Genomic DNA, 12,288 nt, shown 5'->3' on the forward strand with positions numbered 1-12,288 from the left:
CCGTGCAGTGCGCCGGGCTGATTTAGCTCCGCGGTGCCGTGCCCTGGATCGCCCTGCCCCAGTCAAGCAGCGGCTTGGCGCGCAAGGCGAAATCGACAAGCTCGTCGACCAGCGTCGGCGCGTGAATTCCAGCCGGATCGATCATGTGCTGGACATAGAAGTGCCGGTTGCGGATGGCGTCGACAAGATCGGGTTCGTTGACCTGCTCGAAGCCGCGCGGCGTGCGCTTCATGCGGCCCTCGGTTTCAAGTTCGAAGCCGTTTTTCTTCAGCGTTGAGAGCAGTTTTCGGAACTCGGCCGGCCGGGCGACGATCGCCTTGCGCATCGCCAGCAGCAGGGACGGCTCCGGATTCCACCAGGCGACATCGGCAAAGCAGCGGTCGATCCCGACATAGACGAAGAACACGCCCTGCTCCATCTTGGTGCCATCCGGCGACAGCATGGCCGACAAATGCTGGTTGTAGGGCCGCTTGTCCTTGGCGAAGCGCACGTCGCGGTTGATGCGAAACAGTGACTTCTTGCGGTCTCCGCGCAAGCCCAGACCCGCCGCCGCGAAGCGCTCGGTCAGCGTCTCGACCAGATCGCAGAACGGCTCATGCAACTCGCTGTCGTAAAGCGCGCGGTTTTCCTGGAACCATTCACGGCTCTGGTGGAAGTCGAGCGCCTTGAGGAACGGTATGGCCTTTTGCCCGAACCCTTTGAACGAACCGGCGGTCATGCCTTGCCGACCCGTTGCAGCCATGTGTCCTCGTCGATGACTTCGACGCCGAGTTCGCTGGCCTGCTTCAGTTTGGAGCCAGCGCCCGGCCCGGCCACCAGCAGATCGGTCTTCGCCGACACCGAACCCGCCACCTTGGCGCCGAGCCGTTCGGCCATCGCCTTGGCTTCGGAGCGTGTCATCTTTTCCAGCGTGCCGGTGAAGACGATGGTCTTGCCGGCAACCTCGCTGTCGGTCGACACGGTGACGACATACGGCTTCGGCCTGACCTGTTCGAGCAGTCTGTCGAGCACGTCGTCATTGCGTTCATTGCCGAAGAAATCGCGCAACGCGTCGATCACCGTGTCGCCAATGCCGTTGATGGAGGGGAAGACGCTGTGCGGATCCTCAGCCGCCGCCGTTTCCTTGCCGACGCGGATCAGCTCCTCGATGGTCGAAAACGTCCGGGCAAGCACGGCCGCCGTCGTTTCGCCGATATGGCGGATGCCGAGTGCGAAGATGAAGCGGTCGAGCTCCGGCTCGCGGCGCGAATCGATGGCCGCGAACAGCTTGTCGAGGCCTTCATAATTGCGGTTCTCGACACCGCGCACATTCTTGCGCGCCTTGCCCGATGCCGCCTCGCGCTGCCTAGCCTGCTCCTCGCGCCGCTCAGCCAGCGCCCTGGTGACGGCCGGGCGGCGATCCCTGAGGGTGAAGATATCGGCGGCGGTCTTGACCAGTCCCGAATTGAAGAACAGGTCGATATTCTCGGCGCCCAGCCCCTCGATGTCGAGCGCGCCGCGCGACACGAAATGACGCAGCCGCTCCACGGCCTGCGCGGCGCAGATCAGCTCGCCGGTGCAGCGCCGGCGCGAATCCTCCTTGCCGGTCTTCTCGTTGATTTCGCGCGTCGCCGGCGAGCCGCAGACCGGACAAATGTGCGGGAATTCGTAAGGCACCGCATCAGCCGGCCGCTTGTCGACGACGACGCTGACGATCTGCGGAATGACATCGCCCGCCCGTTGTATGACAACCGTGTCACCGATGCGGACATCGATGCCGTCGCGAATCGGCAAGCCGTTGCTGTCAAAACCCTTGATGTAGTCCTCATTGTGCAGCGTGACGTTTTCGACCACCACGCCGCCGACCGTGACCGGCGCTAGCCGCGCCACCGGCGCCAGCGTACCGGTACGGCCGACCTGGATGTCGATCTTCTGCACCGTCGTCATCGCCTGTTCGGCCGGGAATTTATGCGCAACCGCCCAGCGCGGCTCGCCGGTGACAAAGCCCCAGCGACGCTGCAATTCCAGCTGGTCGACCTTGTAGACGACACCGTCGATGTCGTAGCCGAGCGACGAACGCAGCTCCTCGATCTTGTGGTAGTGCGCGATCAGCTCCTCGACAGACTTCGCCCGCACCATCAATGGGCTGACCTTGAACCCCCATTCGGCGAATTTCTGCACCGAATCATATTGGGTCGGCGCCGGATCCGCTGTCGTATAGCCCCAGGCATAGGCAAAAAATTTAAGATTGCGGCTGGCGGTGACGGACGCATCCTTCTGTCGCAAGGAGCCCGCTGCCGTATTGCGCGGATTGACATAGTCCTGGCCGCCCACCGCCGCCGAGCGGGCCTTCAGTGCCTCGAATTCCGCATAGGTCATGTAGACCTCGCCGCGGATCTCGATGGTCTCGGGCCAGCCCGATCCTTTCAGCTTGGCGGGGATGTCGGCGATGGTCCTGAGATTGGCGGTGATGTCCTCGCCTACAGTGCCGTCGCCGCGCGTAGCACCCTGCACGAACACACCGCGTTCATAGCGCAGCGACGCCGACAGGCCGTCGATCTTCGGCTCGGCCGTAAACGCGATGTCGAGGTCCTTGTCGCGGTCGAAGAAGCGCCGGCCACGCTCGATGAAATCGGTGACGTCCTCGTCTGTGTAGGCCTTGGCGAGGCTGAGCATCGGCACCGCATGGCGCACCTTGGCAAAGCCTTCCGCCGGCGCGGCGCCGACCCGCAGCGAGGGCGAATCCTCGCGCACCAGACCGGGAAAGCGCTCCTCGATGGCAAGATTGCGCCGCCGCAGCGCGTCATATTCTGCGTCCGTAATCGTCGGCGCGTCCTCGGCATGATAGCGCCGGTCATGACCGGCGATCTCCTCGGCCAGCCGCTGGAGCTCATCCGCGGCTTCGCTTTCGCTCAACGATTCGACTGGTTTTTCAGACATGCAGCGGTCCCTGGACAGTGGCGAGGCACCATAAATCAGGATTTCGGAAAAAGCATTCCTGAACAGCGGGATGGAGCCATATCCTGACTCAGTCCGAAAGCCTTGCGACGACTACGCTGCAGCAATATTCTCGCGCAGCAGCCGTTCCGCGGCTGCGCGCGCCTCGTCGGTGATGGTAGCGCCGGCCAACATGCGCGCGATCTCTTCCTGGCGCGCCGCCCGGTCCATTTCGGCGATGCCGGTGGCGACCTTGTCCGAGCCGCCGGATTTGGAGATCAGGAAATGCGTCGCAGCACGTGCCGCCACTTGCGGAGCATGCGTGACCGACAGCACCTGCACGCGCTTCGACAGCCTGGCCAGCCTTTGGCCGATCGCATCGGCCACGGCGCCGCCGACGCCGGTGTCGATCTCGTCGAAGACCAATGTCGGCGCCGAGCCACGGTCGGCCAGCGCCACCTTGAGCGCCAGCAGGAAGCGCGACAGCTCGCCGCCGGAGGCGACCTTCATCATCGGCCCAGGCCTGGTGCCGGGATTGGTGCGCACCCAGAACTCGACCTGGTCGATGCCTTCTTCCATGCGGTTCTCGCCATCGCTGGCCAGTTCGACGATGAACTCAGCCCGTTCCAGCTTCAGCGCCGGCAATTCGGCCATCACAGCCTTGGTCAGGCCGACCGCGGCCGCATGGCGAAGGGCGGAGAGCTGGGCTGCGGAAATATCGTAGGCTTCTCGCGCCGCTGAGGCCTGCTTTTCCAGGACATGCAGGCGCCCCTCGCCGGCATCAAGATCGGCGAGATCGGCGGACATGGTGTCGCGCAGTTGCGCCAAATCGTCAACGGCCACACTGTGCTTACGTGAGGCCGCACGCAGCGAAAACAGCCGCTCCTCCGCCTTCTCCAGCCTCTGCGGGTCGTATTCGGTGGCGCGCAGTGCCGCCTCGACGCCCGATTGCGCTGCATCCAGTGACAGCATCGCCTCGTCCAGCGACTTCACCACATCCTCGAGCAGTCCCGGCGCTTCGCTGGCCTTGCGCTGCAGGCGCCTCAGCAGGCTGGCCAGTTGCGGCAGTGGCGAGGACGGGCCTGACAGCACATCCTGCGCATCGTGTATTTCCGAGGCGATCTTTTCGGCCCGCATCATCGTGGCGCGCAATTCGGCCAGTTGCGTCTCTTCGCCGGGCTGCGGATCGAGCTTTGCCAGTTCCGCCACCGAGGCCCTGAGATAATCGGCCTCGCGCGCCGCCGCCTCGACCTTGGCGCGGTGCCTGACGAACTCCTGCTCGGCGCCACGCCAGTAGCGCCACGCCTCGCCGGTCGCGCGGGCAGCGCCCAGATGGCCGCCAAAACTGTCCAGCAATTCGCGATGGGCGCCGGGATCGACCAGAGCCCGCTCGTCATGCTGGCCGTGGATCTCGACCAGCGCGTGGCCGATGTCGCGCATCAGGGTGACGCTGGACGGCTGGTCGTTGACGAAGACACGGGTGCGGCCATCCGCGGTCTGCAGCCGGCGCAGGATGATGTCGCCGTCATCCTCGATGGCGTTTTCGGCCAGCAGCGCGCGCACCGGGTGGTTGCGCGGCACATCGAAGACGGCAATGACCTGGCCCTGTGCCGCGCCGTGGCGCACCAGCGAGGCGTCGCCGCGCGCGCCAAGCGCCAGCGACAGCGCGTCGAGAAGGATGGATTTGCCGGCGCCGGTTTCACCGGTCAGCACGGAAAGGCCGGGCTGGAAGTCGATATCCAGCTTCTCGATCAGGACGATATCGCGGATCGACAGTCTGGAAAGCATCAGAACCCGGACCTCAAGCAATTCCGGGAAAAGTGCGTAGCGGTTTTCCGTCCGGAATTGCGTAGAACAAAAAGTTAGGACGGTTCAGCGCCTCAATCAAACCACTGAACCGCTGTGAAGCGGCATGCGACCGATGGAGTCGCAGCGCCGCACTATCTTTTTGTTTGAGCGTCGGATCAATCCGAAAAGCGCGTTCCGCCTCAGTCGATGCTCGGGCGTCAGGCGCCGGTGATCAGCTTGCCGGCCTTGGATATCCACGATCCGGCATTCTCGCGCGGCTCAAGCCCGTTGCTCTGCAACAGCTTGTAGGTATCCTTGTACCATTGGCTGTCGGGATAATTGGTGCCGAGCACAGCAGCGGCGGTTTGCGCTTCCGAGGTCAAGCCCATGGCGTAATAGCTTTCGGCCAGACGCGCCAGCGCCTCTTCGACATGGCGGGTGTTGGAATAGTTCTCGACAACGTTGCGGAAGCGCTTGACGGCAGCAATGTATTCGCGCCGCTCGAGATAATAGCGGCCGATCTGCATCTCTTTGCCGGCCAGCTGGTCGTTGGCGAAACGGATCTTTTCCTTGGCGTCGTCGACATATTCCGACGTCGGCCAGCGCGTCACCAGATCCTGCATCGTCTGCACGGTCTGGCGTGCTTCCTTCTGATCCTGGGTGACGTCCTTGATCTGCTTGTAGTAGCTCAGCCCGATAATATACTGGGCGTAAGCCGCGTCGTCGGTCGACGGATAGAGCGTGAGATAGCGCTTGGCCGAGCCGATCGCTTCGTCATAACGGCCGGCGCGATAGTCGGCGAAGGCGCCCATCACCATCGATTTGCGGGCGAATTCCGAATAGGGGTGCTGGCGGTCGACGGCGTCGAACTTCTTGCTCGCCTCATCCAGGCGGCCGGCATTGAGATTGGCAAGGCCTTGATTGTAAAGGACGTCGGCCGGTTCGGTCTGGTCGACATAGGTCGACAGGTCGACGTCTTTCTCGGACGACATGCAGGCCGAGAGGAAGAGCGATGGCACAACCACCGAAAGCGCCAGGAAAACAGCCCGATACGGCGCTTTCGATTGACCAACTCGCTTGAAGAACATGATTGGATTGCGCCCTTTCGGCGTTAGTTCAATGCCTTTCGCATGGCGTTCCCTCAAAACTGATCCCCACTTTTGAGCGACATGCGCCTAACAGACGGCAGCAGCCATAAACCATAACTGCCTTGCCCAGCAACGCTATGTCTAGCCAATCGCACATTTTTGTGGCGGCTTGGTGTTGCCCCGAATGCTACGCACTTTCACTGGCCGGTGATGCTTTCGTGCAACACCGGCCAGCGTTCAGAGAGCCAGAAAATCGTTAAGAATCAGATCACCCAGGGCGCAAAGACAGGGCCGGTGACGGCGCTCATCTCGGCGGTGCGGCCGCGCTCGCGGCGCGTGGTCTCGACGACCTCGAAGGCCGAACGGTCGGACAGAAGCCGCCGCAAAGCAGCCGCATTCATCCGGTGACCGCCGCGATAGGAGCGGAAGCAACCGATGAAACGGGCGCCGGCCAGCGCCAGATCGCCCATCGCGTCCATCGTCTTGTGGCGAGCGAACTCATTGGGGTAGCGCAGGCCGCCCATGTTGATCACCCGGTTGTCGTCGCCGATCACCAGCGAGTTCTCCAGCGAGGAGCCCAGCGCATAGCCGGCCGCCCACAGCCGCTCGACATCCTTCATGAAGCCGAAGGTGCGGGCGCGCGCGATATCCTGGCGAAAGATGTCGGGGTTGATGTCGGAGGCGAATAGCTGGCGGCCGATCGCCGGGCTTTCGAAATCGATCTCGACCTCGAAGCGCGTGCCGCTATAGGGCCTGAACTCGGCCCAGGACGCGCCATTCTCGATGCGGACGGGCTTGACCACCCTGATGTAGCGGCGCTTGACCGCCAGCGTCTCGATGCCGGCTTGGTCGATGGCTTCCACGAACGCCACCGCACTGCCATCGAGGATCGGAACCTCATGACCGTCGATCTCGATGACGATGTTGTCGATGCCGAGCCCGAAAAGCGTCGCCATCAGATGTTCGACGGTGGCGATATGCTCGCCTGCCGGATCGCCGAGCATGGTGCAGAGATCGGTCGCGCCGACTTCAGCAACCAGCGCGCGGAACTCGCGGCTCTCGCTTCCGTTCGAAAGGTGGAAGAGCACGCCGGTGTCGGCGTCCGCAGGGAGGAAATTGACGGTGACCGGTTTGCCGCTGTGAACGCCGGTACCGGTCAGCGTTGCACGCGATTTCAGTGTCGTCTGATAGTCTTGCAAGACAAACCCCATAGCCCAAACGCCTAAGTCCGCTTTAACCCAAAAGGCGCGGCTCTTTTTTATCGGCAGGCAGGGCCACTTCCCCGAATCCCAGCACACCGAAAGTGCTGCGGCAAAGATAATGGTCTGTCAGGGAGACTCCAAATCACGGTTTCTTACTCTGTGTAACCGCGACAGACCTTGAGCGTCACATCGTAACGCCTTGTTATTAAACCCCTTTAAACGTTAACAGGCAGACAATCTCTCGTCTGCCTGTTAACAAGTGTTACATACCGTTAACGGCTCAGTTGGCCTGGCGGCGCAGGAAAGCCGGTATCTCCAGCTGGTCGTCTTCCTGGGTCGACCTGGTCTGCGGCGTCAACCGGCCCTGATCGTCGAGCTGGCCGCGGCGCGGCGCGTAAAGCTGCGGATCCTGGCTGGCAAGGCGGCGCATTTCCGGCGCCGCCTGGCGCAGTTTCGGTTCGCGCGGCTGTGCCGGCTGCAACCGGGCCGGCTCTTCTTCGCGGCGCGTCAGTCCGTTGGTCAGCCGCTTGAGCAGCCCCATCGGCCCGCTGTTTTCATGGTCGGCCGGACGGCCCTTGGCTTCCACCTCGGCCCGCACCACCGGCGGAAAATCCTCCACCCGCGGCATGCGCTGCGGTGCGGCAGCCACCGGCTGCGGCATTTCCCGCAGCGGCGCCGGTTGCATCACCTGCTGCACGACAGGCTGCGGCTGGGCAGGCGGGGCCTGGAAGATCTTGCTCTGCGGGCGGAAATCTTCCGCCTGGGCCATCGGCGCCGGACGAGCCATTGCCGCCGCATTGGCCTCGGCAAGCTGGATCGCCTCGGCCACCGGATCGGCCGCGCGCTGCTCATAGGTCTGCTGCTGGACCGGTGCCGGACGGCCTTCCGCCCCCGAAGCCGCTGGGCGGCTGACCGGCTTCTGCTGCGGCGGCACGGCCCGGATCGAGATCGGCGCCGCGGCAATTTCAGCTGCCGATTTGTCGATGCCGGTGGCGACCACCGAGACGCGGATGACGCCTTCGAGTTCCTCGTCGAAGGTGGCGCCGAGGATGATGTTGGCGTCCTGATCGACTTCCTCGCGGATGCGGGTCGCGGCCTCGTCGACTTCGAACAGGGTCAGGTCGCGGCCGCCGGTGATCGAGATCAGCAGGCCCTTGGCGCCCCTCATCGAGGTCTCGTCGAGCAACGGATTGGCGATCGCCGCCTCGGCGGCGGCCATCGCGCGGCCCTCGCCCGAAGCTTCGCCGGTGCCCATCATCGCCTTGCCCATTTCGCGCATCACCGAACGCACGTCGGCGAAGTCGAGATTGATCAGACCTTCCTTGACCATCAGGTCGGTGATGCAGGCAACACCGGAGTAGAGCACCTGGTCGGCCATGGCGAAGGCGTCGGCAAAGGTGGTCTTGTCATTGGCCAGCCGGAACAGGTTCTGGTTGGGGATGACGATCAGGGTATCGACACATTTCTGCAGCTCCTCGATGCCGAGATCCGCCGTCTTCATGCGGCGCTGGCCTTCGAAATGGAACGGCTTGGTGACGACGCCGACGGTGAGGATACCCCGTTCGCGCGCCGCGCGGGCAACCACGGGAGCCGCACCGGTTCCGGTGCCGCCACCCATACCGGCGGTGACGAAGCACATATGGGTGTTCGAGAGATGATCGATGATCTCATCGATGCACTCTTCCGCCGCCGCACGGCCCACTTCAGGCTGCGAGCCGGCGCCGAGCCCCTCGGTGACATGCGCGCCGAGCTGGATCAGCCGCTCGGCCTTCGACATGGTCAGCGCCTGTGCATCGGTGTTGGCCACGACGAACTCGACACCGCGCAAGCCCGCGGTGATCATGTTGTTGACGGCATTGCCGCCGCCGCCGCCGACACCGAATACGGTGATCCGCGGCTTGAGCTCGGTGATGTCCGGCTTTTGCAGATTGATCGTCATTGTCTCCGTCCTTTGCCTTTCCCGCCGCTTCGCCGCCGCGGCCGCCTATGGGGCTGTCCCCGTCAATTAGAAACTGTCTCTCAACCACTGACTCATGCGATGCAGTTTTCCGCCCGTCCCGGTCATCCTGAGACCGGAAATTCCTTTCGCCGGATGGCTCTCGAAGCTCGCCATCTGCGGATAGATCAGCAGCCCGACCGCCGTCGAGAAAGCCGGCCCCTTGGCAGCTTCCGGCAGGCCCGCCACGCCGAGCGGGCGTCCGATGCGCACATTGCGTCCCAGAATGCGGCGCGCCGCCTCGGGGAGACCCGCAAGCTGGCTGGCGCCGCCGGTCAGCACGACGCGTTTTCCCACGGCATTGCCGTAGCCCGACTTGTTCAGCCGGTCGCGCAACAGTTCCAGCGTCTCGTCGATGCGGGCGCGGATGACGCGCGTCATCACCGAGCGCGGGATCTGCAGCGGCATCTCGCCGTCTTCGCCGATCGGCTGGATCGAGACCAGGTCGCGATCGTCGGCACTGCCAGGCAGCGCCGAACCATGCATCACCTTCAGCCGCTCCGCGGCGTCGAGCGAGGTCGACAGGCCCTTGGCCATATCGAGCGTCACATGATTGCCGCCGATGGCAATGGCATCGGCGTGGACGAATTTGCCTTCCGAAAACACCGAGATGGTCGTCGTGCCGCCGCCCATGTCGATGCAGGCCGCACCCATTTCCAGTTCGTCGTCGACCAGGGCCGCAAGCCCGCTGGCATAGGGCGTCGCCACCATGCGCTCGACCGAAAGATGCGAGCGGTTGATGCAGAGCTCCAGATTGCGCAGCGGCGCGGCATCGCCCGTCAGCACATGCATATCGACGCCGAGTTGGTCGCCGACCATGCCGCGCGGATCGCGCACGCCGCGCTCGGCGTCCAGCGAAAAGCCGACGGGCAGCGAATGGATCACGTCGCGTTCGGCCTTGAGCGCCTGCTTGGCGCCGGCGGCAAGCACGCGCTTGATGTCGGCTTCGTCGGCCTGATGGCCACCGAGATTGATCGTGGCCGAATAGGTTTCGCTCTTCAGCCGGCCCGCCGTCATGTTGACGATCAGCGAATCCACCGTCAGTCCCGCCATGCGTTCGGCGGCGTCGACGGACAGGCGAATGGCGTGCTCCGCGCGGTCGAGATCGACGACCACGCCCGACTTCACGCCTTGCGATTTCTGGTGGCCGATGCCGATCACCTGGATGCGGTGCGAGCGGCCGCGCAACAGCTTGCCGTCCTCGCGCGGCTTCAGTTTCGCCACCACGCAGCAAACCTTGCTCGAGCCGACATCCAGCACGGTGAGCGTGCCGGAACGCCGCGAAGAGGCATCGCTGTTGCCGCCAAGCCAGCTCATATCTTCGTCCCCGACTTGCGCTTCAAATTTTGCGGCTTTTCATTGAGCGCGGCCTGGCGCTGCGTCGCCGCTTCCGGCGTCAGCTGCACCACCAGGCGATCGGAGATGCGCATGTCGACGGCGGCGATATCGCGCGTCAGAAGGCCGTTATCGTGGTCCATCCGAACCAGGTCGGCAATCGCCTGATCCTCGCCATCCTCGGGCAGCTTGATCGTGATGCCGTTTTCCAGCTTCAGGTCCCAACGCCGTTCGCCGATGCGGATATAGCCTTTGACCCGAGCCGCGAGCTCGGGAAATTTCTTGATCTTGGCCACGAAGTCGGGCGCCTTGGCCGGTGCGCCGGTGCCGATGATCAGCGGCAGCAGCGCCTGCTTGCCGCCGGAGAACGGCGCGATCACCGCGCCGGAGCGTTCGATGACCGAAAGCTCCGCGCCCTGCTGCCAGAGCGCGAAGGGCTCGCGCTCCTCGACACGCACTTCCAGCGTATGTGGATAGACCTTGCGCACCGCCGCCACTTCGACCCAGGGCAAGGTATCAATACGTTCACGCGCGGCCTCGGCATCGAAGCCGATCAGTGACGTCCAGCCGTCGAGCTCGAGCCGGTCCAGTATGTCGATCTCCGAAGTCTGGCGGTTGCCGACCACCTTGATCTGGTCGACGGCAAAGCCGGTCCGGGCGGTGATGCTCTGGACGATGTCGTCGGCATGACCGCCGAGAATGGCGCCATAGAGGCTGCTTGATGCAATGAGCGAAGCCGACAGGATGGCCGCGGAAAAGCGCGGCGCGACGAAGTCGCCGCCGCCCAGTCGCGCCAGCACGCGCACCGGCCGGCGCAGCACGCGCGGCAGCACGAAATGGTCGAACGACAACGGCATGCCGAACAGCGCCGGCCCGGCGCCGCCCCTGCCCTTGTCCTGTCCCCATTTCAACGCAGACACGAAGCGTCCTCCACCATCCAACTCAACAATTCGCCAAACGAGTGCCCGGCCTGGGCGGCGATTTCAGGCACCAAAGACGTCGGCGTCATGCCCGGCTGAGTGTTGATCTCGAGCCAGACAATCTCGCCGTTTTCGGAGTGACGGTCGTCATAGCGGAAGTCCGATCGGGAAACGCCCCGGCAGCCGATAGCCAGATGTGCCTTGAGCGCCAGTGTCTGTATTTTTTGGTAAATATTTGATGAAATTTTAGCAGGGATTTCGTGTTTTGATCCGCCGGCGACGTATTTTGAATCATAGTCGTAGAAGGAATGGCCGGTCGGAATGATCTCGCAGACGCCGAGCGCCACGTCGCCCATGACGGCGCAGGTCAGCTCGCGCCCATGGATGTAGCGCTCGACCATGACGGTCTCGCCATATTTCCATTCGGACGAGCCGATGACCTGCGGCGGATGCGACTGCCCTTCATGCACGATGACGACGCCGAAGCTTGAGCCTTCATTGACCGGCTTGACCACGTAGGGCGGCTTCATCGGATGCTTGTTCTGGATGGCAAAGCGGCTGGCAACCTTCGATTCCGCCACCGCGATGCCGGCAGCCTTGGCGACCTTCTTGGCTTGCTCCTTGTTCATGGCGAGCGCCGAGGCGAGCACGCCCGAATGGGTGTAGGGAATGGCCAGATATTCGAGGATGCCCTGGATAGTGCCGTCTTCACCGAACGGGCCGTGCAGTGCGTTGAAGACGACATCGGGCTTGAGTTCGGTGAGCACGGCGCCGACATCGCGCGCAACATCGACGCGGGTAACCTGGTAGCCTTCATTCTCAAGCGCATCCGCACACGCCTTTCCCGAAGACAGAGACACGGGCCGCTCGGACGAGAATCCGCCCAGGAGGACAGCCACATGCTTGTTCTTCATATCCCGTCATCCCTCTCACGGCGGGCCCGCAACCACGCATTCAGCGACCAGATTGAGTCCGAGTCTCCCGGCAGGTTGCCCCCCAGACGGAAAACGCGGTCGACGCGTCGAACGACTCAAATCAGGAAA

9 protein-coding genes are annotated in these 12,288 nt (G+C 63.6%); all 9 read right to left on the minus strand.

What is annotated here, in order from left to right; translation table 11 throughout:
* Positions 1–22: 22 nt before the first annotated feature.
* A complete protein-coding gene (locus tag NKI10_RS07945; protein WP_023682130.1) occupies positions 23–718 on the minus strand; it encodes a DUF2461 domain-containing protein in 696 nt (231 codons plus the stop codon).
* Positions 715–2,919, minus strand: coding sequence for an NAD-dependent DNA ligase LigA (ligA, locus tag NKI10_RS07950; RefSeq protein WP_352859417.1), 2,205 nt, complete (start codon positions 2,917–2,919; stop codon positions 715–717). The genes NKI10_RS07945 and ligA overlap by 4 nt, the downstream gene beginning before the upstream one ends.
* Before the next feature lie 111 nt (positions 2,920–3,030).
* Positions 3,031–4,704, minus strand: a complete 1,674-nt coding sequence (recN, locus tag NKI10_RS07955) for a DNA repair protein RecN (protein WP_352859419.1) — start codon at positions 4,702–4,704, stop codon at positions 3,031–3,033.
* Between the two features lie 218 nt (positions 4,705–4,922).
* Positions 4,923–5,792 carry an outer membrane protein assembly factor BamD gene (locus tag NKI10_RS07960; protein ID WP_023668284.1) on the minus strand — a complete coding sequence of 290 codons (870 nt, stop codon included), beginning with the start codon at positions 5,790–5,792 and terminating at the stop codon, positions 4,923–4,925.
* A 263-nt stretch (positions 5,793–6,055) separates the two neighbouring features.
* Entirely contained in the window at positions 6,056–7,003 is a 948-nt protein-coding gene (gene lpxC, locus NKI10_RS07965) for a UDP-3-O-acyl-N-acetylglucosamine deacetylase (RefSeq protein WP_023668283.1), read from the minus strand.
* A 271-nt stretch (positions 7,004–7,274) separates the two neighbouring features.
* Positions 7,275–8,933 carry a cell division protein FtsZ gene (ftsZ, locus tag NKI10_RS07970; RefSeq protein WP_023744605.1) on the minus strand — a complete coding sequence of 553 codons (1,659 nt, stop codon included), beginning with the start codon at positions 8,931–8,933 and terminating at the stop codon, positions 7,275–7,277.
* Positions 8,934–8,999: 66 nt separating this feature from the next.
* Positions 9,000–10,307, minus strand: a complete 1,308-nt coding sequence (gene ftsA / locus NKI10_RS07975; RefSeq protein ID WP_023688034.1) for a cell division protein FtsA — start codon at positions 10,305–10,307, stop codon at positions 9,000–9,002.
* A complete protein-coding gene (locus tag NKI10_RS07980) occupies positions 10,304–11,245 on the minus strand; it encodes a cell division protein FtsQ/DivIB (RefSeq protein ID WP_023725356.1) in 942 nt (313 codons plus the stop codon). Before NKI10_RS07980 ends, ftsA begins: the two co-directional genes overlap by 4 nt.
* Positions 11,233–12,159 carry a D-alanine--D-alanine ligase gene (locus NKI10_RS07985; RefSeq protein WP_023668279.1) on the minus strand — a complete coding sequence of 309 codons (927 nt, stop codon included), beginning with the start codon at positions 12,157–12,159 and terminating at the stop codon, positions 11,233–11,235. Before NKI10_RS07985 ends, NKI10_RS07980 begins: the two co-directional genes overlap by 13 nt.
* Between the last annotated feature and the right edge of the window lie 129 nt (positions 12,160–12,288).

This window comes from Mesorhizobium sp. M0802, assembly GCF_040320115.1.
GTDB lineage: Bacteria > Pseudomonadota > Alphaproteobacteria > Rhizobiales > Rhizobiaceae > Mesorhizobium.

Excerpts from the sequence above, each read along its gene's own strand:
- NKI10_RS07960 (WP_023668284.1), bottom strand. The coding sequence starts at position 5,792 with ATGTTCTTCAAGCGAGTTGGTCAATCGAAAGCGCCGTATCGGGCTGTT.
- ftsA (WP_023688034.1), bottom strand. The coding sequence starts at position 10,307 with ATGAGCTGGCTTGGCGGCAACAGCGATGCCTCTTCGCGGCGTTCCGGC.
- ligA (WP_352859417.1), bottom strand. The coding sequence starts at position 2,919 with ATGTCTGAAAAACCAGTCGAATCGTTGAGCGAAAGCGAAGCCGCGGAT.
- ftsZ (WP_023744605.1), bottom strand. The coding sequence starts at position 8,933 with ATGACGATCAATCTGCAAAAGCCGGACATCACCGAGCTCAAGCCGCGG.
- recN (WP_352859419.1), bottom strand. The coding sequence starts at position 4,704 with ATGCTTTCCAGACTGTCGATCCGCGATATCGTCCTGATCGAGAAGCTG.
- lpxC (WP_023668283.1), bottom strand. The coding sequence starts at position 7,003 with ATGGGGTTTGTCTTGCAAGACTATCAGACGACACTGAAATCGCGTGCA.
- NKI10_RS07945 (WP_023682130.1), bottom strand. The coding sequence starts at position 718 with ATGACCGCCGGTTCGTTCAAAGGGTTCGGGCAAAAGGCCATACCGTTC.
- NKI10_RS07985 (WP_023668279.1), bottom strand. The coding sequence starts at position 12,159 with ATGAAGAACAAGCATGTGGCTGTCCTCCTGGGCGGATTCTCGTCCGAG.